The organism is Lentibacillus halophilus, assembly GCF_055395055.1.
In genome coordinates this window covers 2,385,626-2,407,509 of record NZ_AP043750.1, presented here as the reverse complement: position 1 = coordinate 2,407,509, position 21,884 = coordinate 2,385,626, and the positions used below count along the sequence as shown (strand labels likewise).

Genomic DNA, 21,884 nt, shown 5'->3' with positions numbered 1-21,884 from the left:
CCTCTTGCTGAAGAGGGCTTTTGTTTCCATATCGGCATCACCACACAGCAATTCATTCCTTTCATACAGTGGTTATTCATCCTTATAAGGAACAGCATATACGATTTATACGGCATGTGTGGCTGTGCTGTTTCTGATCATAATACTCCCCGACCCTGCTTTATTTATAAAGAGCATTAACGATATCGGAGGACCAATCAATGAGACTTCCTTTTTTTAAAAAAAAGAAATCAAACATAAAAGAACAGTTCGGGCTTGATACGGTGCCGAAACATATTGCTATTATTATGGATGGAAACGGCCGTTGGGCAAAGAAGAGGGGGCTTCCGCGGATTGCCGGCCATAAAGAAGGTATGGATGTGGTGCAAAAAGTGGTAAACGCTGCCGTATCCAATCGTATTGAAATCCTGACATTTTATGCTTTTTCAACCGAGAATTGGAGGCGACCGGATTCGGAAGTTGATTATTTGCTGCGGCTACCGAAAGAATTTCTACATATTTATTTGCCTGAACTTATAGAAAACAATGTCCGGATTGAAACCATCGGTGATATCGAGTTGTTACCTGATCATACCAAAAAGGCTGTTCACTATGCTAAAGAAAAAACCAAAAATAATAATGGATTATTATTAAATTTTGCTTTAAACTATGGAAGTAGATTTGAAATTATGCAAGCTATTAGACAAATCGTCACAGACGTTGATGATGATAAGCTGAACCTGAACTCACTTAATGAAGAAACATTTGGAGCATACCTTTATACGAACGGATTGTCTGATCCCGATTTACTCATCCGTACAAGCGGTGAGAAACGGCTGAGCAATTTTCTATTATGGCAGGTTGCCTATTCTGAATTCTGGTTCACGGATGTATTATGGCCGGATTTCTCGATAGAAATGTTTGAAAAAGCGCTCCTTGATTATCAGCGTCGAAAAAGACGTTATGGAGGCGTATAAGGTGTTGAACGATCGATGAGACAACGAATTCTGACAGCCATACTGGCATTTATTATTTTTGTTCCGTTCATGGCAGTCGGCGGAACCCTGTTTCGATTACTTGTGTATGTGCTTGCAACAACGGCTTTGATTGAGCTGATCCGTATGCGCAAAATCGGTACGTATTATACCCCCGTTGTATTGGCTATTATTTTATTATGGCTTGTTCTGATTCCTGATCTCGCAGCTGTATGGCCAGTCATCGGAAAAATGGAATTGATTATGATATTTGTCCTTTTTCTGCTAGCTTATACGGTACTGGCTAAAAATAAATTTGCTTTTGATGATGCCGGCTTTATTATATTGAGTTTAATTTATGTTGGAATGGGTTTTTTCTATTCGATTGAAACACGAGATGCAGGAAGTAATATACAAGGGCTTGCCAATTTGTTGTATGTATTGCTTGTCATTTGGGCAACCGATACAGGGGCTTATTTTTTCGGACGCGCTTTCGGTAAACATAAGCTATGGCCAGAAATCAGCCCGAACAAAACAGTTGAGGGTGCGCTTGGCGGTATTATGCTGGCCTGTGTCATTGGTATTTTCTTTCATATTGTTTATCCTTTTGAATATGATATGATAGTTATAGTTATTGTTACGATTTCAGCATCGGTTTTTGGACAAATAGGAGATTTAGTCGAATCGGCGTTCAAACGCTTTTACGGTGTCAAAGATTCCGGAAATGTATTGCCCGGGCATGGCGGCATTCTGGACAGGCTGGACAGTTTAATCTTTGTGTTACCGTTCCTGCATTTCATTCAATTTTTTGATTGAAATCTGAAAACGATGCGTCCATACCTATGACACATACGGACTTCTCATTACTTAAAGGAAGGTGGTTTCATTGACCACAGTCATTGCGTTTATATTCATGTTCGGTCTGCTTGTGTTCATTCACGAGTTTGGCCATCTTATCTTCGCAAAACGGGCGGGAATGCTTGCTCGCGAATTTGCTATCGGATTTGGACCAAAAATGTTTTCATTCACTAAAAATGAAACGGTGTATACCATTCGACTGCTTCCGATTGGAGGCTATGTCCGGGTGGCCGGTGATGACCCGGAAATTATCGAATTAAAGCCAGGTCAGCATATTGGACTTGAATTCAATGCAGATGGAAACGTGCAAAAAATCATAGTCAACCATAAATCAAAACATCCGGATGCAAGAATCATTGAGGTGGAACGTGCAGATTTGGATCATCAATTAATGATTGAGGGCTACGAACCGGATGAAGAAGGTGAGACATTACATTTTTCCGTTGACCGCAAAGCTTTTTTGGTTATGGATGAAGAAGAAACACAGATTGCGCCGTTTGATCGTCAATTCGCTTCCAAAAGTGTTGGAAAAAGAGCTATGCAACTGTTTGCCGGACCGATGATGAATTTTCTCCTAGCGATTGTTATTTTCTTCATTGTCGGTATTGCTTTTGGAGTCCCTTCCGACAAAGCGTTAATTGAAAGTGTGGTATCGGATACTCCTGCTGCTGATGCCGGTTTTCAAAAAGGGGATGAAATTGTCAGGATTGAAGGCAACGCCATTTCTGGATGGAACGAGTTCACGCAAATCGTTAGGCAAAGCCCTGGCGAAGAACTGGATATGACGGTGAAGCGTAATGACAATACCCAATCTTTATCTGTCACACCTGCTGAAGTCAAAACCCGGGGGACAGATGCTACGCAAGGACAATTGGGTGTACGGCGGGCCTCCGAGAAATCGTTTGTCGGAACAATTCAATACGGGTTTGAACAGACATATAATACCACGACATTGATTTTGACCAATTTAGGTAAACTTATAACCGGACAGTATTCCATCGAGATGTTGTCAGGCCCTGTTGGTATTTACGACACAACAGACCAAGTGGTGCAATCAGGCTTTGAGACATTTTTGCAATGGATGTCCATTTTAAGCATTAATCTGGGAATTGTTAATTTGGTGCCCATCCCGGCTCTCGATGGCGGACGTTTACTTTTTGTCGGCATTGAAGCTGTCCGGGGCAAGCCGATCGATCCGCAAAAAGAAGGTATTGTTCATTTCGTCGGTCTTGCACTGCTGATGCTTTTAATGATTGTTGTCACATGGAACGATATTCAGCGACTTTTCTAAAAACAGGAACCAGCTTTCGATGTGAACCCTTGTCCGGCAAACACGGCAAGGGTTCACAACTTTATGGTTGATTTTTTTGAATGAAACCAGGGGGACATCATAATGGGTATTTCGAAAAGTAAAAAAATGAACTTGCTTCTCGATCAGATTGGGATGAGCCAAACTGAGAATCATTCCTATTTCCACGAGAGTCAATTACTGAAATTGGAAGTCCTTAAAGAGAAAAAACTATGGCATTTTCATATTCAAGTGAATCAATTGCTCCCAGCTCATGTGTATTCACTCTTTTATAATAATCTGCAGAAAACATTCAGTTCATTAGCGTATGTTGATATAACATTATATACGGAAGACACTTATGTGGAAGAGGCGACTATTTTAGGTTACTGGCAAATATTTTTGCAATCCGTCCCCGATTTGTCACCAGCTTATAAAGATCTTGTTTTTGACCAGATTCCACAAGTATCCAATCAAAAAATGATGCTGACCGCAAGAAACGAGGCGGAAGGAAAGCAACTTAAAAAACGGTTGGAGAAACCATTTCAGGATTATTGTAAAAAAGTTGGAGCACCGCCTCTTACCATTGATGTTGAAGTGAAAGAAACATCACCCGAAGATTTAGCCAAATTCAGGGAACAGAAAGCACAAGAAGATCAGGAATTGGTTATGAAGACAGTACAGGAGAAGGAAAGACGTGATCAAGAAAAACAATATGAGACAGAAAACAAACCATTTATGCTCGGTTATAAAATTGAAGATGAACCAATGCAAATGGAAGCCATTCAGGATGAAGAACGACGGGTTACGGTTCAGGGTTATGTTTTTTCAGCTGAAATTCGAGAGTTGCGTTCCGGAAGAAGCTTGCTGATTGTCAAAGCAACGGATTATTCGGATTCTTTACAAATAAAAATGTTTTCCAAAGGTGATGAAGACGCAGAAGTTTTTAAATCATTGACAGAAGGCATGTGGATTAAAGCCCGAGGAAGCATTCAGACAGATATGTATACCAATGAACTTGCCATGATGGCCAATGACATTCATGAAGTCAAAATACAAGAACGCCAGGACACCGCTTCGGAAGACGAGAAGCGTACTGAATTCCATGCACATACAACCATGAGTCAAATGGATGCGGTCATGTCACCGACAGCATTGATAAAGCAGGCGGCTTCCTGGGGACATAAAGCTGCTGCCATTACAGATCACGGCGGCGTACAAGGCTTTCCGGAAGCACATGAAGCCGGTCAAAAGCATGGGGTTAAAGTTATTTATGGTGTAGAAGCCAATCTGGTCGACGATGGTGTACCCATTGCCTATAATGAAAAAGACGTCGGTTTGGAAAACGGCGCCTATGTTGTTTTCGATGTGGAAACAACAGGACTTTCCGCTGTTTACGATACGATTATAGAGCTGGCAGGTGTGAAAATTCATCAAGGTGAAGTGATTGATCGGTTTGAATCCTTTGCCAACCCTCACCATCCATTGTCACAGACGACAACTGATCTAACCGGGATTACGGATGATATGGTGAAAGACGCTCCCGATGCGGATGACGTGTTAGGCAAATTTCATGAATGGATGGATGACTGTATCCTTGTAGCGCATAATGCCAGTTTTGACATAGGCTTTTTGAATCAGGGGTTTCAACGAATGAGTGTTGATAAAATCGCTAATCCCGTTATTGATACACTGGAGTTGTCACGGCTTCTCTTTCCGGATTTGAAAAACCACCGTTTAAATACGATGTGTAAGCATTTGGATATCGAGCTGACCCAGCATCACCGGGCCATCTATGATGCGGAAGCTACGGGTTATCTCATGTGGAAGCTGGTTCAGCGACTTTTGAAAAAGGATATCATCAATCACCGGCAATTAAATGACCATATGGGCGAAGGAGATGCGTATAAACGCTCCCGTCCATCGCACTGCATTCTGCTGGCACAGACAGATGTGGGGATAAAAAATCTGTATAAGCTCGTCTCAGCAGCTCATATCGATTATTTTTACCGTGTACCGAGAATACCGAGATCCCTGCTGCAGAAATTCCGTGAAGGGCTTCTGGTTGGCTCAGCCTGTGACAAAGGTGAAGTGTTTGAAGCGATGATGCAAAAATCGTCGGATGAAGCGGAAAAAGTTGCTGCATTTTATGATTATATTGAAGTTCAACCACCGGCCAATTATGCGCATCTGATTGAACAAGAGCTTGTTCAAAACGAGGCGCAAATTTTGGATATTATTTCGAACCTGGTCGACATGGGCGAGCGAATGGGCAAAACGGTCGTTGCGACGGGCAATGCCCATTATTTGGAGCAGCATGATAAAATTTACCGACAAATTTTAATCGCGTCCCAGTCCGGAAACCCATTGAATAGGCAGACATTGCCGGATACACAGTTCCGGACAACAAATGAAATGCTGGATTGCTTCCATTTTCTCGGTGACGACAAGGCTAAGGAAATCGTGGTGGATAATACCAACACATTAGCTGATCGTATTGAAGATGTATCACCGGTGAAAGATGGTCTGTTCACACCGAAAATTGAAGGCGCCGACCAGGAAATGAGGGATCTCTGTTATAGCCAGGCTAAATCCATTTATGGTGATCCCGTTCCTGAAATAGTGACAGACCGGCTAGAAAATGAGCTTTCCAGCATTATCGGTAACGGGTTTTCCGTCATCTACCTTATTTCTCATAAACTAGTAAAAAAATCGCTTGACGATGGCTATTTGGTAGGTTCACGCGGATCTGTCGGCTCGTCGCTCGCTGCGACGATGTCCGAGATTACTGAAGTTAATCCACTGCCGCCCCACTATATTTGCACCAACTGTCGTTATAGCGATTTTATCACAGATGGTTCGGTCGGAAGCGGGTTTGATTTGCCGGATAAATCGTGCCCGAATTGTGGTGTGCCGTTGACAAAAGACGGCCAAGATATCCCTTTTGAAACATTCTTGGGATTTAAGGGAAATAAAGTTCCGGATATCGATTTGAATTTTTCCGGTGAGTATCAGCCAAAAGCCCATAACTATACAAAAGAGCTGTTTGGAGAAGAAAATGTTTATCGTGCCGGAACCATCGGAACCATTGCAGAAAAAACAGCGTTTGGCTATGTAAAAGGATATGCTTCCGACAAACAAATTGTATATAAAAATGCCGAAATTGATCGTCTGGTTCAAGGTTGTACCGGTGTGAAGCGGACAACAGGCCAACATCCGGGCGGCATCATCGTTGTTCCGGAAGATAAAGAAATTTATGATTTTACACCGATTCAATACCCGGCTGATGACCGGAACAGTGAATGGAAGACGACCCATTTTGACTTTCATTCCATCGATAACAATTTGTTGAAATTGGATATACTCGGACACGATGATCCCACGGTGATCCGCATGCTGCAAGATTTAAGCGGCATTGATCCGAAAACGATACCAACGGACGATGCAGATATGATGAAAATCTTTTCCGGAACGGAATCGCTCGGTGTCACTCCGGAACAGATTAATTGTCAAACAGGTACACTGGGAGTACCGGAATTCGGTACAAGGTTTGTCCGACAAATGCTGGAAGATACAAAACCGGATACGTTTGCGGAACTTGTCATCATATCGGGATTGTCGCACGGGACGGATGTGTGGCTCGGCAATGCTGAACAGCTGATTAATGATGGAATCTGTGAACTGCCGGATGTCATCGGCTGCCGTGATGATATCATGGTCTATCTGCTCCAAAAGGGGCTTGAATCATCCATGGCCTTTACGATTATGGAATATGTCCGAAAAGGCAGAGGACTGAAAGATGAGTGGATAGACGAAATGAAAAATCACGGGGTCCCGGACTGGTATATCGAGTCATGCAAAAAAATTAAATATATGTTCCCGAAAGCGCACGCTGCTGCTTATGTACTAATGGCAGTACGAATTGCTTATTTTAAAGTCCACTACCCGATTTATTTCTATGCTGCCTATTTCTCTGTTCGGGCTGGCGACTTTGAATTGAATACGATGATTAAAGGATCTCAGGCAATCCGACAACGTATAGAAGATATCATGGCAAAAGGAAACGATGCGCCACCTAAAGAAAAAAGTCTCTTAACCGTATTGGAAGTCGCACTGGAAATGTGTGAACGAGGGTTTTCGTTTCAGAAAGTGGGTCTCTATCAGTCAAAGGCATCGGAATTCAAGGTTGATGGTCAGTCACTAATACCACCATTCGATGCCGTGGATGGCCTGGGCACAAATGCCGCTATCAACATTGTTAATGCCAGAGAAGACGGTGAATTTTTGTCGAAAGAAGACCTCCTTCAGCGAAGTCGCATATCCAAAACGGTATTGGAATACTTGGATAACCATGGCTGTTTGGACGGGATGGCCAATCAGAATCAGTTATCTCTGTTTTAAGACTAAATGGCAAAAATAAGAAATCGTTGCATGAATCGTTCAATTATGCTATAGTTTAAAAGTACGTAACGACACGTAGTGATGAAAGAGTGGGTCTCCCCCACTCTTTATTCATACTGCTGACTTCGGCACTTACTCCCCCTTGCCATCTTCCGGCAGGGGGTTTATATTATCGTTGGATTTGCTTCCTAATTGTTCAATTTGAACAGCGAACAACGGCGTTTAAGTAGTGCAGCAATTGCTTAGCAGTTTTTACACAATAAAATGTGTAAAAATGATTCAAACTGGTTAATAATCACAATTGAATAAAAGGAGGTTGTTTGTGTGAGTTCTCATGTCATTAAAACGACCAGAGAATTAGCAACGCCTATTTTAGAAGAAAAAGGGCTGGAATTGGTTGACATTGAATATGTGAAAGAAGGCAAAAATTGGTTCCTTCGGGTTTATATTGACAAAGATGGCGGTGTTGATATTAACGAATGTGGTATTGTCTCGGAACAGCTCAGTGAAAAGCTTGATGAGATAGACCCCATTGAAGGATCTTATTTTTTGGAAGTGTCATCACCAGGTGTTGAACGCCCGTTAAAATCAAAAGATGATTTTCAAAAAAATATTGGCAATAACGTCTATGTGAAACTGTATGCCCCCATTGATGGAGATAAAGAGCACCAGGGGATATTAAAAACATTTGACGGAGAAACAGCATCCATCGAATATAAAATCAAAACCCGCACAAAAATTGCGGAAATACCATATGACAAAATTGCAAAAGCGAGATTGGCGGTCACATTGTAAAGGGGGAAAATGAAAGTGAGCAATCAATTGTTTGATGCCATTGATTATTTAGAAACGGAAAAAGGGATTGATAAAGATATATTGATGGAGGCACTCGAGGCCGCTCTTATTTCCGCTTATAAGAAGAATTTTAAATCAGCATCCAATGTGCGTATTGATATTGATGAGGAGTCGTCATCATTACGAGTGCTTTCACGCAAAACGGTTGTGGAAGAGATTGAAAACAGTCTAGAAGAAACATCCTTAGATGAAGCGAGGGAAATCGATCCGAATTATGAGGTTGATGATGTCATCGAAGTGGAAGTAACCCCAAAAGATTTCGGCCGAATAGCAGCACAGGCAGCCAAACAAGTTGTCACTCAACGTGTAAGAGAAGCGGAACGGGGCGTTATTTTTAGTGAGTATGCCGATCGTGAAGAAGATGTCATGAATGGCATTATATCTCGTAAAGATTCGCGTTTTATTTATGTCAATCTTGGTAAAATCGAAGCAAAACTAGCTGAATCGGAGCAAATGCCGACCGAGGACTACTACGTGCATGATCGGCTGAAGGTATTTGTTACAAAAGTTGAAAATACAAGCAAAGGACCGCAGATTTATATATCACGGTCACATCCGGGATTGTTAAAACGCTTATTTGAAATGGAAGTTCCGGAAATTTATGATGGTATTGTGGAGATAAAATCCGTGGCTCGTGAAGCCGGCGATCGGTCTAAAATTTCTGTTCATGCTGACGATCCGGAAATTGATGCTGTCGGTTCATGCGTCGGTCAGCGCGGACAGCGGATACAAGTTGTTGTTGATGAGCTGAAGGGTGAAAAAATTGATGTGGTCGAGTTTTCAGATGATCCTGTTGTCTACGTTTCCAACGCCCTGAGCCCGTCCAAAGTGGTGGACGTTCTCGTGGATGAGGACGATAAGGCGACCACAGTGATTGTACCAGATTATCAATTGTCGTTGGCCATCGGAAAAAAAGGTCAAAATGCACGTCTTGCGGCTAAACTGACCGGATGGAAGATTGATATTAAAAGCGAGTCGGAAGCACGTGCAGAAGGTCTTATAGCGGATGATGACGATGAGCTTGATGAGTTTGATGATTCTTATTCTGACAATGAAGAAGACTTGTTTGAATAAGGAGGATTCCAATGGTTAAAAAAAAGAAAACACCGTACCGAAAATGCGTTGTAACGAATGAAATGAAACCAAAGAAAGAACTCATCCGGGTTGTCCGTAATAAAGAAAACGAGGTTTTTATTGACCTCACCGGCAAAAAAAACGGACGAGGTGCCTATGTTTCAGCGGATCCGGACGTGATTGTACGAGCAAAAAAGGCGGATCTTCTTGGTCGTCAACTCAACACACACATTGATCCGTCCATATATGAAGAACTGAAACAGACTGCAGAAGGGAAGACCGATGAAAAATAATTATTTGAGTATCATTGGACTCGCTTATCGCGCAGGGAAGTGTTCCCTGGGGGAAGACATCATTGTGAACGATATCCGGAAAAACAGGGCAAAACTGGTTCTGTTGGCAGATGATATCGGTACACGTACACGAAAAAAACTCATAAATAAGTGTGAAACCTATGACGTGCCATTTGTTTTTGTCGAGGACAGGGAAACCCTCTCAAACGCCATCGGCAAAACACAACGAGTGGCAGCAGCTATACTGGATGATGGGTTTGCAACCAAGATCCAATCGCTGCTGAGGTAAAAAATCTTGGGGGTGGATGTATGAGCAAAATGCGCATATACGAATATGCACGGCAGAATAACGCAACCAGTAAAGACGTCATTCAACAACTAAAAAACTTAAGCATCGATGTAAAAAACCATATGTCAACCATTTCCACCGACACGATCGCGGAACTGGATAAAACGTTTGCGTCAAAGAACAATGAAACGGAAAAGGCGCCTGGAGGCAGCAAACAACACGTAAATCCAACCAACAATACTAAAAATGAAAGCGGTCAGCGTATGAATAAACAACAACAATCAAATAACAAGGCAAACAGCCAAAACCAACAAAACCAGAATAAAAAACAGGCATCCCAAGGGCAGCAAAACCAAAATAAAAAGCAATCATCACAGGAACAGCAGAAACAAAGCGGTCATCAAAAACGTCAAGGGCAGCAACAGAAAAAGGGTCGACAACACAAGAATCAACAGCACAAAAAAGGCGATAAAACGAACCAATCAGCTAAACATAAGCAAAAACCTGCTAAAAAAGTACCTGAGAAAATCACATACAGTGAAACGCTTACTGTTGATGAATTGGCAACCAAATTAAATAAAGAAACATCAGAAATCATTAAAAAACTTATGTTTCTTGGTGTTATGGCAACCAAAAATCAGGATCTTGATGATGACGCTGTCGAATTGATTTGTAATGAATTCAGCGTCGAAGTGGAAAAAGAAATTATCCTGGATGACACTGATTTCAACAAATACCTCCAGGAAGATGATGAGGACCAATTAGTTGAACGGCCGGCTGTCGTTACCATTATGGGACATGTTGACCATGGAAAAACAACACTCCTGGATGCGATTCGCCAGGCAAAAGTGCAAGAAGATGAAGCAGGCGGAATCACCCAGCATATTGGTGCCTACCAAGTGGAAAACAACGGAAAGAAATTAACCTTTTTGGATACACCCGGTCATGCTGCCTTTACAAGCATGCGCTCCCGTGGCGCACAGGTGACAGATATTGCCGTTCTGGTTGTCGCGGCAGACGATGGCATTATGCCACAGACCGTAGAAGCTATTAATCATGCGAAGGCCGCCGACGTTCCTATTATCGTTGCTGTCAATAAGATGGATAAGGAAGGGGCTAATCCCGATCGTGTTATGCAGGAACTGACGGAATACGAGCTGGTTTCTGAAGAGTGGGGCGGTAATACGATTTTTGTAAACATGTCAGCTGTTAAACATGACGGGATCGACAACCTTTTGGAAATGCTGCTTCTTGTTTCTGAAATGGAAGAACTGAAAGCTAACCCACAGGCAAATGCATTTGGAACGGTCATTGAAGGGGAGTTGGATAAAGGCCGGGGCCCAGTTGCTACACTGCTCATACAGAACGGCACACTTCATAAGAGTGATTCCATTGTTGTCGGAAGCACATTCGGCCGGGTGAGAGCAATGGTCAATGATCAAGGACGACGTGTCAATTCCGCTGATCCGTCAACCCCTGTGGAAGTGACGGGGTTAAATGATGTTCCGCAAGCCGGTGATCAATTTCTCGTATTCTCAGATGAGAAAAAAGCGCGTCAAGTTGGTCAGGCACGGCAGCAAAAACACATTCAGGAATCACGTTCAGAAACAGCAAAAGTCAGTGTTGACGACTTGTTTGAACAAATTAAACAAGGCGAAATGAAAGAAATAAATATTGTTATTAAAGCTGATGTTCAGGGTTCCGCCGAAGCACTTGCATCGTCACTGGAAAAAATTGATGTGGAAGGCGTTAAAATCAAAATCATTCACACTGGTGTCGGAGCTATAAAAGAATCGGATATCATCCTTGCTTCTGCATCCAATGCCATTGTTATTGGTTTTAATGTACGTCCGGATGCCAACGCCAAAAAAGCGGCTGAATCAGAAAAAGTGGATGTTCGTCAGCATCGTGTTATTTACAAAGCCATTGAAGAAATAGAAGCAGCCATGAAAGGGATGCTCGATCCGGAATACGAAGAAAAAGTGATCGGACAAGCGGAAGTTAGGGAAATATTTAAAGTGTCACGGATCGGTACCATTGCAGGTAGTTATGTTACAGATGGAAAAATTACAAGAGATTCGGGTGTACGTCTTATTCGTGACGGCGTCGTGCAGTTTGAGGGAGAAATTGACACATTGAAACGGTACAAGGATGACGCCAAAGAAGTTGCTCAAAACTACGAATGCGGCATAACCATTAAAAACTTTAATGATATAAAAGAAGGCGATATACTGGAAGCATTCGTTATGGAAGAAATTGAGCGCACATGATTATTTATGCCGAAGTCGAATGCATGCTGTATGAAGTCCAGTCTTTAAAGGCGAAACGATCCATCATTAAACGTGTAAGCTCCAAGTTACGAAATGAATTTAATGTTGCTGTTACTGAACTGAATTATCACGATCTGTGGCAGCGGGCTAAATTTGGCATTGTCACTATTTCCAATAATAAAGTGCATGCTGAGCAAGTAATACAGGAAATACTAAAGATGATGGATACGTTTCCTGATCTGGAACGAACGATTACAGATGTTGAACATTTGTAATCGTACGACTCCGGCAGATCGTCATATAAACTGAGGTGATCAAAATGGGTGATATTCGTTCGAATCGTGTGGCGGAGCAGATGAAAAAAGAACTGGGTGAGATTTTGAGCCGGAAAATAAAAGATCCGCGTGTTGGATTTGTGACCGTTACTGATGTGGAAGTCACCGGGGATCTGCAGCAAGCCAAGATCTTCATATCCGTTCTCGGCGATGAAGAAGAGAAACACGACACACTGACTGGTTTGGCAAAAGCAAAGGGATTTATCCGCTCTGAAATCGGACAGCGTATACGACTGAGAAAAACACCGGAAATCACATTTGAGTTTGATGAAGCCCTTGAACACGGCAATCGAATCGAAAGGATATTACGTGATTTAAATAGTTAAACAGCGCGCATGGGCAATCTGACTCGTTGGCAACCAGGCTGACGGGTCCATTTTTTCCGTGCTCTATCTGTCTACCGAGCGACTGGGGGTGGCTGTATGAAAGGCATCTTACCTTTATGGAAACCAAAAGGCATAACATCGCACGATTGCATCATGAAAATTCGAGAATTAACAGGCATCCACAAAGCAGGCCATACCGGAACACTTGACCCGGAAGTAGAAGGTGTACTGCCTGTCTGCATAGGGAAGGCGACTAAGATTGTTCCTTTTCTGACTGATACGAAAAAAATGTACACGGCTGAAATTATCCTTGGTACAACCACAGAAACCGAGGATAGCCATGGGCATGTTATCGAATCGAGAACCGTCATGTCCCCTCCATCTCAACAAGCTATTGAAAACGTGTTACGATTGTTTCAAGGAGGTATAACACAAGTTCCTCCCATGTATTCAGCTGTGAAGGTGAATGGCAAAAAATTGTACGAATATGCTCGGGACAATGAATCGGTTGAACGGCCGGAACGACACGTGTTTATTTACAGTTTGGATTTAATAGACGAAAGTATTGATACCCATTCGTTTCAGGTGCAAGTTGTATGTTCAAAAGGAACCTATATCCGTACATTATGTGGAGATATAGGCGCTCAATTAGACTATCCTGCGCATATGGGAACGCTGTGTCGTACAAAATCAGGTGGTATTGAAACAAAAGAAACGGTCTCATTTGATGATATAGAAAACGCCGTGACGAATAATGAATTGGATAAACTTCTTTTTCCAATTGCGCGTGGCCTGACACACATGGAACAATTGCATGTGGACGTATCTCTTAAAAAACGGATATATAGTGGACAAAAGCTGCCAAAACCTGACTCCCCACCAAAGACGGAGCCCTTTTTAATGATGGCGGATGGACAGGTTCTGGCCATTTATCAGTCCCATCCTGAAGATAAACATCTTATAAAACCGGTGCGAGTTTTTAATGATTGAAAAGTAGGTGAATCCAATTGCAGACGACAATGCTGACTTATCCACATACCTTATTAAGAAACGAACTGCCGGAAACGGTTGCTGCCATTGGCTTTTTTGATGGCGTCCATAAAGGTCATCAACGCGTGATCCGGACTGCCATATCTGAAGCGGAAACGAGACAAATACAAAGCGCTGTCATTACGTTTCATCCTCATCCTTCCGTTGTGCTGCGGGAAGATGTCCATCATGTCAACTACATCACTCCGCTGAAGGAAAAAGAAAAGTTGGTAGAGCAGCTTGGCATTGACCACCTATATGTTATAACATTTAATAACGAACTATCCAAACTGACACCGCAAACATTTATCAATCATTTCATTATACAGTTGCATATTAAGCATCTTGTTACAGGATTTGATTTTTCCTATGGACATAAAGGACGAGGAAATGTACATACACTTCAGGACCATGCACAGGGATCATTTACCTTTACAACTGTTGACGAAGTGAAGATGAGTCATGAAAAAATAAGTTCCACAAAAATTAGGGAGTGGCTTCGGAATGGTCAAATCACCAGGGCTAATTCACAGTTGGGCAGGCCCTTGTCTGTTCGAGGCATAGTAAAAAAGGGAGATATGCGCGGACGGGAAATTGGATATCCTACCGCCAATTTAAATGTTCCTGCCGATGCATTGTTGCCTAAGGTGGGTGTGTATGCGGTGAAAGTCCGTTACGGGCATGACATTTATTTAGGAATGGGAAGCTTGGGCTATAATCCAACATTCACGGAAAATAAGGAAAAACCAAGCGTTGAAGTTAATATTCTAGATTACAGCAATAACCTTTATGGTGAGGAATTGGTCCTTGAATGGCACCGCTTCATACGGGATGAAGAAAAATTCGACAATGTTGCCGAATTGGTCAAGCAAATTGAAGATGATGAACGGCAAATACGTGATTTTTTCCGTTATTCATGACAACTCTTGCATTTTTTAACAAAAAGGTGTATTCTTAATATCGTGAACCATCTCATGGCAATTCGTAACTCCGGCGATTGCTGGGAGAATGGGGATATAAACATATTTGGAGGTGAGCCTGATGGCTGTCACAAAAGAACGCAAGAATGAAATCATAAATGAGTTCAAAGTCCATGAAAGTGATACCGGTTCTCCGGAAGTACAGATTGCTATTATGACGGAAGAAATCACAACCCTTAACGGACATTTGCGCTTTCACAAGAAAGATCACCATTCACGTCGTGGTCTTTTGAAGATGGTGGGTAAGCGCCGGAATTTACTCAATTATTTGCGTAACAAAGACGTTATACGCTATCGTGACGTAATTAAAAAACTCGGCCTTCGCCGATAAGAAGTAGAAGTGAAAAGCAGGAGAAATCCTGCTTTTTTCACTTTATTCCGCTTTGATCCATTTTAATATCACAAAACGATACATAAAATTTACTTTTATGCTTATTAACTATAAAATGAAAGCAGAAAGTTTTTGAAGGGAGTTATATGACTAATGGAAGAAGCAAAGAAAACATTCTCCACTGAAATCGGCGGCAGAACGTTTACTGTTGAAACTGGAGAACTGGCTAAACAAGCAAATGGTGCCGCGATGATTCGTTACGGTGAAACATCTGTATTATCAGTGGCAACCGGATCCAACGAACCAAAAGATTTACCATTTTTCCCATTGACCATCAATTATGAAGAACGTTTATATGCCGTAGGAAAAATCCCTGGAGGCTTTATTAAACGGGAAGGGCGTCCGAGCGAGAAAGCAACATTAACGTCCCGTCTGATTGATCGTCCGATTCGACCACTGTTTCCGGATGGATACAGAAATGAAGTACAGGTCATCAGTACCGTTATGAGTGTTGATCAGGATTGTTCGTCCGAAATGGCTGCGATGATTGGGTCATCAATTGCACTGTCCATTTCTGATTTACCGTTTTCTGAACCGATTGCCGGTGTTCATGTCGGACGGATTGACGGTGAATTTATTATTAATCCGACAGTGGAACAGGAAGAAAAAAGCGACATTGACTTGACAGTTGCTGGAACAAAAAACGCTGTGAATATGGTGGAAGCTGGCGCGGACGAAATTCCGGAAGACATTATGCTTGAGGCTATTATGTTCGGTCATCAAGAAATTGTTCGTTTGATCGAATTCCAGGAAGCCATTGTGGAAGAAGTCGGCATAACGAAACAGGATTTTCAAGCTCCTGATGAGGATAACGACTTAATCTCCAGAGTGGAAGCACAATCAGAAGACAAGCTTCTTGAAGCTATCCGAACAGAAGAAAAGCTTGCCCGTGATGAAGCTATCAGTCATGTGAAAAATGAGATTCTGGCGTCATTTGAAGAAGAAGGTGAAAACGAGGACGTCCTGAAACAAATCGATTCCATTCTCGATGACATGGTTAAGTCAGAAGTCCGCCGCCTGATAACGAAGGAAAATATCCGTCCGGATGGGCGTCATATTGATCAGATCCGTCACTTGTCATCACGAGTCGATATATTGCCCCGGACGCATGGTTCAGGACTCTTCACACGCGGACAAACCCAGGCATTAAGTGTATGCACATTGGGAGCATTGGGGGATGTCCAAGTCCTCGATGGCCTGGATCTGGAAGAGTCGAAACGGTTCATGCACCATTATAACTTTCCACAATACAGCGTCGGTGAGACTGGACCAATCAAAGGCCCCGGTCGACGTGAAATTGGTCATGGAGCACTGGGCGAACGGGCACTCGAGAAAGTCGTTCCGTCTGAAAAAGAATTTCCATATACGATCCGTCTCGTTTCAGAGGTGTTGGAGTCCAACGGTTCCACATCACAGGCCAGTATTTGTGCCAGTACGCTAGCTATGATGGATGCAGGGATACCCATTAAAGCACCAGTTGCTGGTATTGCAATGGGACTTGTGAAATCAGGCGATGATTACACCATTCTTTCGGATATACAAGGCATGGAAGATGCCCTAGGAGACATGGACTTTAAAGTGGCTGGAACTGAACAGGGTGTGACCGCACTGCAAATGGATATTAAAATTGAAGGATTATCCAAAGACATTTTAAAGGAAGCATTGGAACAGGCTAAAAAAGGACGTATGCAAATTCTTGATTCTATGCTGTCAACACTGAATGAACCAAGAGAACGCCTGTCACAACATGCGCCCAAAATATTGACCATGTCCATTGATCCGGATAAGATTCGGGACGTTATCGGACCTAGTGGTAAACAGATTAATCAAATTATAGAAGATACCGGTGTAAAAATTGACATTGAGCAGGATGGCAGTGTATTCATTTCATCCACTGACGCTGATATGAACCAACAAGCGAAACAGATTATTGAAGATTTAGTCCGTGAAGTGGAAGTTGGACAAATATACCGGGGCACTGTAAAACGCATTGAGAAGTTCGGTGCTTTTGTAGAACTCTTTAAAGGAAAGGACGGACTCGTTCATATTTCCGAACTGGCTGAAGAACGTACAAATAAAGTTGAGGATGTCGTTTCCGTTGGGGATGAAATAACGGTGAAAGTGAAGGAAATTGACAACCAGGGTCGGGTTAACTTGTCCCGCAAAGCACTGCTAAAAGAAGAACGGGAAAAAAGTACAGAATCAAGTTCATAAGGTAAAACAAGAAGCTGGAGCACCAGTTTCTTTTTTTATGCCTGACATTATGCAAGTACAGTGGCGGTTTATCAGCGATCATATCTTGTCCTTCTTATTCATAAAGTGGAGTGAGGAGGGATATGGATGCACCATTACCGGGGATTGGTACATGTCTGTGTATTTGTATTGATTGTATTCGCTTCATTTGGAAACAGCTATAATCCATTCCAGACAAATGAAGCCAAAACATTTTCCCAGACTGTCAGTAAGGTAGCCAAGCAGGAAGATGCGCTGTATCAAAAAATAAAACGGAAACGTTCAAGCTATGAAGCAGAACCGGAAAATGCCGTTATTCATAAAGTATGGAAAAAAATGCCTGGCATTAATGGGCTGAAAGTAAACGTGAGCCAATCGTATGAACAAATGAAAGAAGAAGGTGGTTTTGATGAGACGCTTCTGACCTATGAACAAATCCCTCCGGAAATAAGCATGGATGATCTTCCGTCTGCCCCCATTTACCGCGGTCATCCGGAAAAAAATATGGTTGCACTGTTATTTAATGTGTCGTGGGGGGGAAAATACATACCATCCATTTTAACAACCCTGAAGGAAACTGGGGTTAAGGCGACCTTTTTTATCGAAGGAAAGTGGGCTAAAACTCATTCAGATTATGTTAAAATGATCAAAGAACAGGGTCATAGCATCGGCAATCATGCGTATAATCATCCAGATATGGCCCGATTGTCGAACGAAGAAACTGGTACACAGTTGACACGCACAAACGAGATCTTGAAAGCTATTACCGGAGATATGCCGAAATGGTTTGCCCCGCCCAGCGGCAGTTATTCCGAGCAGACTGTAACCGCAGCTTCCAAAAAAGGGTTAAATACCATTTTGTGGACAGTCGATACCATTGATTGGAAGAATCCGTCGTTATCTGTTATGATGAATCGCGTAATGAACAATATTCATCCTGGAGCTACTGTTTTAATGCACCCCACTCCATCAGTTGCCAAAAATCTTGACCCATTAATTGCTCGTATCAAGGACAAAGGGTATAAACTTGGCACCATTGATGAATTGTTAAATGAAGAGCGTCCGCATACGCTCCAATGATTTAGGAGGAAGAAATGTTGGTGGAAAAGCATACAAGTACGAATGGTCTTCGAATTGTTACGGAAAAGATACCTGATGTTCGTTCGGTAACCATTGGTATATGGATACGAACCGGTTCCAGAAATGAAACAGAAGACAACAACGGTATCTCCCATTTTTTAGAACATATGTTTTTTAAGGGAACGGAAACAAGATCGCCACAAGATATTGCTGAAGCTTTTGATGCTATCGGCGGACAGGTGAATGCGTTCACGTCAAAAGAGTATACATGTTTTTATGCGAAAGTCATTGACACGCACAAAGAATATGCTCTGGCTATTTTAGCAGACATGTTTTTCCATTCATCTTTTGATGAAGAAGAATTGGAACGGGAAAAGAAAGTTGTTATGGAAGAAATTAATATGTATGAAGATACACCGGACGATATCGTTCATGATGTTTTGGCACGTGCTGCATTCGGACAACATCCATTGGGCTATCCGATCCTCGGGACGGAAAAACAATTGCAGTCATTTACTTCGGACGGCCTGAAACAATATATTCAGGAGCGTTATACCCCTGATAATGTAGTCGTATCGATTGCTGGCAATGTGGACGAGGCGTTTGTTCGTACGACCGAATCCTATTTCAGCGGGTTCCCGGAAAAATCCAATCATGAAAAAGAAGTGATGCATCCGAGCTTCTTGGGTAATCGCATTGAAAAATCCAAAGATACCGAGCAGGCACATATATGCATCGGTTATAACGGTCTTCCCGTCGATGACAATGATATATACAGTCTGATCGTTATGAATAATGTTTTGGGTGGTAGTATGAGCTCAAGGCTATTTCAGGACATTCGTGAGAAACAGGGCCTCGCCTATGCCGTGTTTTCCTATCATGAGTCATTTCTGGATAGTGGGCTTCTGACTATCTATGCCGGAACTGGAAAAGATCAGCTGCCACAATTGCAGGATATCCTTTATAAAACAGTGGATGATTTAATTAAAAATGGGCTAACGGACAAAGAATTAAAAAACAGCAAGGAGCAATTGAAGGGAAATTTGATGCTCAGTCTGGAAAGCACTAGCAGCCGGATGAGCCGAAATGGACGAAACGAACTTCTGCTGGGGCGGCATCGGTCTATGGATGAAATAATCGGAGAGATTGATGCCGTTGATCATGATAAAATTCGTCATGTTATTGAATCGGTTTTTCAGGAATCCCCAGCAACAGCATTGATTGCTCCATCCTCTTAATGGGCTCAGTCATAGATTCTTGTCGCTATCATATGATTTATTAAGAAAATATTTTTGGGGGCGTTTCCATGCGTTATAAAGATATCAGCGGCAAAGAAATCATTGATGTTAATGAAGGATCCCGGCTTGGTATTCTTGGTCAGACTGACCTTGAAATTGACGAAAAAACAGGGCAGATTGAGTCGTTTATCATTCCAGGCTACAAATGGTTCGGTTTGAAAAAAGAAGGAGCCGAGACGAAAATACGATGGAGCTCTGTAAAAAAAATCGGTGAAGACATGATTATGATTGAATCATGACCGTATAATAAAGTGAAACGTCAATCAATGGGTCTTTGATCCCCCACTGATGGCTCTTGAGCAACAGTGAAACCAGCATCTTAATTGATGCTGGTTTTTTAATGGTCTCTCCATCACTAACTTCCCATTAAAGCATAGGCTATATTGAAATGAAAACAGCAGAACAGTGGAGGGTAGTTATACGAATGATTCAACAAATGGCTGTTATTGGCGGAGATGCACGGTATCTGGAATTAATACGCCAGATGCAGGCATGGCCGGAGTTAACGATTTATTTAATTGGATTTGACAATTTGGAGGAAGGCTTTACCGGGTCACACCAAATTGCTTTTTCTGATTTGGATCCAGAAAAAATGGATGCCATTGTTTTGCCGATCACCGGGACGGATCGCTCAGGGTATGTGGAAACCGTTTTTTCCGATCAGAAAATTCAATTAACGACTGATTGGTTTAAGAAAATGAAAGATACGGCTGTTTTGTTTACAGGCATTTCGAATGATTATCTGAATCAAGCGACAGAACAAGCCAATGTAACATTGATTCCATTGCTTAATAGAGATGATGTTGCTATTTATAACTCGATCCCCACAGCGGAAGGCACCATTATGAAGGCCATGGAACATACGGATTTCACGATTCATTCTTCACGTGTCTTCGTGGTTGGCTTTGGAAGAGTAGGTAATACTGTTGCCAATAAATTCGCAGCGCTCGGCGCAAACGTATCGGTTTGTGCAAAAAGCATTATGGATTTGGCTCGGATAACGGAATTGGGACATACAGCTATCCCATTCGAACAACTGCATAAACATACTTCAGAATGCGACTTGCTCATTAATACTGTTCCGGCGCAGGTGGTCACTAGAAAAGAGGTGCAGCAACTTCCTCCACATGCCATTATTTTTGATCTTGCATCCAAACCAGGTGGAACCGATTTTGACTATGCTGAACAGCGTGGCATCAAAGCGATCTTGGCTAAAAGTTTACCGGGGATAGTTGCACCAAAAACAGCTGGAAAAATATTGGCCGATGTCATCAAACAATTTCTGATTAATCGGAAGGAGAATCAATTATGAGTTTAGAAGGAAAACGGATCGGATTTGGTATTACTGGGTCACATTGCACCTATGATCAAGTATTTCCACAGCTTGAAAATTTGATGGAAACCGGAGCTGATGTGGTACCGATTATTTCTTACACAGTTCAGAATACGGACAGTAAATTTGGTTATGCAGCCGATCACGTCAGCAAAATAGAGTCGATTACAGGCAAACGCGCGATCAGAACGATGCCCGAAGCTGAACCGCTTGGACCTGATTTTCCGCTTGATTGCATGCTGATAGCTCCACTGACCGGAAACTCCATGAGCAAACTTGCGAACGCTTTGACTGATACACCGGTGCTAATGGCTGCCAAAGCAACAATTAGAAATCAACAACCGGTTGTCCTAGGGATAGCCACCAATGATGCACTTGGGATGAATGGTGTCAATCTGATGCGGTTGATGGCAAGCAAATATTATTATTTCATCCCCTATGGTCAGGATAATCCACGCAAAAAGCCAAATTCCCTTGTTTCGGACATGAGTCAAGTTTCCGCCACCATTGAGTCGGCACTGAATTATGAGCAAATTCAGCCAGTCATTATTCCTTATTCCGGTTAACATATGGTACAATAAAATGAATCTATCATTTCA

At 42.3% G+C, this 21,884-nt stretch carries 20 protein-coding genes; all 20 read left to right on the top strand.

The window, feature by feature from the left end:
• Window positions 1–200 precede the first annotated feature (200 nt).
• The 20 genes from ACZ5Q7_RS11905 (at window position 201) to dpaB (ending at window position 21,851) form a co-directional block, all read left to right on the top strand.
• Entirely contained in the window at window positions 201–956 is a 756-nt protein-coding gene (locus ACZ5Q7_RS11905; RefSeq protein ID WP_343753353.1) for an isoprenyl transferase, read from the top strand.
• 15 nt (window positions 957–971) lie between these two features.
• A complete protein-coding gene (locus tag ACZ5Q7_RS11900; protein ID WP_343753351.1) occupies window positions 972–1,769 on the top strand; it encodes a phosphatidate cytidylyltransferase in 798 nt (265 codons plus the stop codon).
• A 70-nt stretch (window positions 1,770–1,839) separates the two neighbouring features.
• Window positions 1,840–3,102 carry an RIP metalloprotease RseP gene (rseP, locus tag ACZ5Q7_RS11895; protein ID WP_343753349.1) on the top strand — a complete coding sequence of 421 codons (1,263 nt, stop codon included), beginning with the start codon at window positions 1,840–1,842 and terminating at the stop codon, window positions 3,100–3,102.
• A gap of 102 nt (window positions 3,103–3,204) precedes the next feature.
• Window positions 3,205–7,500, top strand: coding sequence for a PolC-type DNA polymerase III (locus tag ACZ5Q7_RS11890; protein WP_343753347.1), 4,296 nt, complete (start codon window positions 3,205–3,207; stop codon window positions 7,498–7,500).
• 324 nt (window positions 7,501–7,824) lie between these two features.
• Complete coding sequence (gene rimP, locus ACZ5Q7_RS11885) at window positions 7,825–8,295, top strand: ribosome maturation factor RimP (RefSeq protein ID WP_343753345.1); 471 nt, start codon at window positions 7,825–7,827, stop codon at window positions 8,293–8,295.
• Between the two features lie 15 nt (window positions 8,296–8,310).
• Complete coding sequence (gene nusA / locus ACZ5Q7_RS11880) at window positions 8,311–9,429, top strand: transcription termination factor NusA (RefSeq protein ID WP_343753343.1); 1,119 nt, start codon at window positions 8,311–8,313, stop codon at window positions 9,427–9,429.
• Window positions 9,430–9,440: 11 nt separating this feature from the next.
• The gene (gene rnpM / locus ACZ5Q7_RS11875) at window positions 9,441–9,722 is read left to right on the top strand and encodes an RNase P modulator RnpM (protein WP_343753341.1); all 282 of its coding nucleotides are present in this window, start codon (window positions 9,441–9,443) and stop codon (window positions 9,720–9,722) included.
• A complete protein-coding gene (locus ACZ5Q7_RS11870; RefSeq protein WP_343753339.1) occupies window positions 9,712–10,011 on the top strand; it encodes a L7Ae/L30e/S12e/Gadd45 family ribosomal protein in 300 nt (99 codons plus the stop codon). The genes rnpM and ACZ5Q7_RS11870 overlap by 11 nt, the downstream gene beginning before the upstream one ends.
• A gap of 20 nt (window positions 10,012–10,031) precedes the next feature.
• Complete coding sequence (gene infB, locus ACZ5Q7_RS11865) at window positions 10,032–12,281, top strand: translation initiation factor IF-2 (RefSeq protein ID WP_343753337.1); 2,250 nt, start codon at window positions 10,032–10,034, stop codon at window positions 12,279–12,281.
• Complete coding sequence (locus tag ACZ5Q7_RS11860; protein ID WP_343753335.1) at window positions 12,278–12,556, top strand: DUF503 domain-containing protein; 279 nt, start codon at window positions 12,278–12,280, stop codon at window positions 12,554–12,556. Before infB ends, ACZ5Q7_RS11860 begins: the two co-directional genes overlap by 4 nt.
• A 44-nt stretch (window positions 12,557–12,600) precedes the next feature.
• Window positions 12,601–12,942, top strand: coding sequence for a 30S ribosome-binding factor RbfA (gene rbfA, locus ACZ5Q7_RS11855; RefSeq protein WP_343753333.1), 342 nt, complete (start codon window positions 12,601–12,603; stop codon window positions 12,940–12,942).
• Between the two features lie 96 nt (window positions 12,943–13,038).
• Window positions 13,039–13,932 carry a tRNA pseudouridine(55) synthase TruB gene (truB, locus tag ACZ5Q7_RS11850; RefSeq protein ID WP_343753330.1) on the top strand — a complete coding sequence of 298 codons (894 nt, stop codon included), beginning with the start codon at window positions 13,039–13,041 and terminating at the stop codon, window positions 13,930–13,932.
• A gap of 17 nt (window positions 13,933–13,949) precedes the next feature.
• Window positions 13,950–14,891, top strand: a complete 942-nt coding sequence (locus ACZ5Q7_RS11845; protein ID WP_343753328.1) for a bifunctional riboflavin kinase/FAD synthetase — start codon at window positions 13,950–13,952, stop codon at window positions 14,889–14,891.
• A gap of 121 nt (window positions 14,892–15,012) precedes the next feature.
• Complete coding sequence (gene rpsO, locus ACZ5Q7_RS11840) at window positions 15,013–15,282, top strand: 30S ribosomal protein S15 (RefSeq protein WP_343753326.1); 270 nt, start codon at window positions 15,013–15,015, stop codon at window positions 15,280–15,282.
• 153 nt (window positions 15,283–15,435) lie between these two features.
• Window positions 15,436–17,556: a polyribonucleotide nucleotidyltransferase gene (gene pnp / locus ACZ5Q7_RS11835; RefSeq protein ID WP_343753324.1), complete on the top strand. Its 2,121-nt coding sequence runs from the start codon at window positions 15,436–15,438 to the stop codon at window positions 17,554–17,556.
• A 126-nt stretch (window positions 17,557–17,682) separates the two neighbouring features.
• Window positions 17,683–18,654, top strand: coding sequence for a polysaccharide deacetylase family protein (locus tag ACZ5Q7_RS11830; protein ID WP_343753322.1), 972 nt, complete (start codon window positions 17,683–17,685; stop codon window positions 18,652–18,654).
• A gap of 17 nt (window positions 18,655–18,671) precedes the next feature.
• On the top strand, window positions 18,672–19,892 hold the full coding sequence (locus ACZ5Q7_RS11825; protein ID WP_343753753.1) for a M16 family metallopeptidase: 1,221 nt from the start codon (window positions 18,672–18,674) through the stop codon (window positions 19,890–19,892).
• A gap of 68 nt (window positions 19,893–19,960) precedes the next feature.
• Window positions 19,961–20,191 (top strand): YlmC/YmxH family sporulation protein, encoded by a 231-nt coding sequence (locus tag ACZ5Q7_RS11820; RefSeq protein ID WP_343753320.1) that lies wholly within the window; start codon window positions 19,961–19,963, stop codon window positions 20,189–20,191.
• A 185-nt stretch (window positions 20,192–20,376) separates the two neighbouring features.
• Entirely contained in the window at window positions 20,377–21,264 is an 888-nt protein-coding gene (dpaA, locus tag ACZ5Q7_RS11815) for a dipicolinic acid synthetase subunit A (RefSeq protein WP_343753318.1), read from the top strand.
• Complete coding sequence (dpaB, locus tag ACZ5Q7_RS11810) at window positions 21,261–21,851, top strand: dipicolinate synthase subunit B (protein ID WP_343753316.1); 591 nt, start codon at window positions 21,261–21,263, stop codon at window positions 21,849–21,851. The genes dpaA and dpaB overlap by 4 nt, the downstream gene beginning before the upstream one ends.
• The last annotated feature ends 33 nt before the right edge of the window (window positions 21,852–21,884 follow it).

Excerpts from the sequence above, each read along its gene's own strand:
- ACZ5Q7_RS11905 (WP_343753353.1), top strand. The coding sequence starts at position 201 with ATGAGACTTCCTTTTTTTAAAAAAAAGAAATCAAACATAAAAGAACAG.
- ACZ5Q7_RS11900 (WP_343753351.1), top strand. The coding sequence starts at position 972 with ATGAGACAACGAATTCTGACAGCCATACTGGCATTTATTATTTTTGTT.
- ACZ5Q7_RS11890 (WP_343753347.1), top strand. The coding sequence starts at position 3,205 with ATGGGTATTTCGAAAAGTAAAAAAATGAACTTGCTTCTCGATCAGATT.
- rnpM (WP_343753341.1), top strand. The coding sequence starts at position 9,441 with ATGGTTAAAAAAAAGAAAACACCGTACCGAAAATGCGTTGTAACGAAT.
- ACZ5Q7_RS11870 (WP_343753339.1), top strand. The coding sequence starts at position 9,712 with ATGAAAAATAATTATTTGAGTATCATTGGACTCGCTTATCGCGCAGGG.
- infB (WP_343753337.1), top strand. The coding sequence starts at position 10,032 with ATGAGCAAAATGCGCATATACGAATATGCACGGCAGAATAACGCAACC.
- ACZ5Q7_RS11860 (WP_343753335.1), top strand. The coding sequence starts at position 12,278 with ATGATTATTTATGCCGAAGTCGAATGCATGCTGTATGAAGTCCAGTCT.
- rbfA (WP_343753333.1), top strand. The coding sequence starts at position 12,601 with ATGGGTGATATTCGTTCGAATCGTGTGGCGGAGCAGATGAAAAAAGAA.
- truB (WP_343753330.1), top strand. The coding sequence starts at position 13,039 with ATGAAAGGCATCTTACCTTTATGGAAACCAAAAGGCATAACATCGCAC.
- rpsO (WP_343753326.1), top strand. The coding sequence starts at position 15,013 with ATGGCTGTCACAAAAGAACGCAAGAATGAAATCATAAATGAGTTCAAA.
- pnp (WP_343753324.1), top strand. The coding sequence starts at position 15,436 with ATGGAAGAAGCAAAGAAAACATTCTCCACTGAAATCGGCGGCAGAACG.
- ACZ5Q7_RS11830 (WP_343753322.1), top strand. The coding sequence starts at position 17,683 with ATGCACCATTACCGGGGATTGGTACATGTCTGTGTATTTGTATTGATT.
- ACZ5Q7_RS11820 (WP_343753320.1), top strand. The coding sequence starts at position 19,961 with ATGCGTTATAAAGATATCAGCGGCAAAGAAATCATTGATGTTAATGAA.
- dpaA (WP_343753318.1), top strand. The coding sequence starts at position 20,377 with ATGATTCAACAAATGGCTGTTATTGGCGGAGATGCACGGTATCTGGAA.
- dpaB (WP_343753316.1), top strand. The coding sequence starts at position 21,261 with ATGAGTTTAGAAGGAAAACGGATCGGATTTGGTATTACTGGGTCACAT.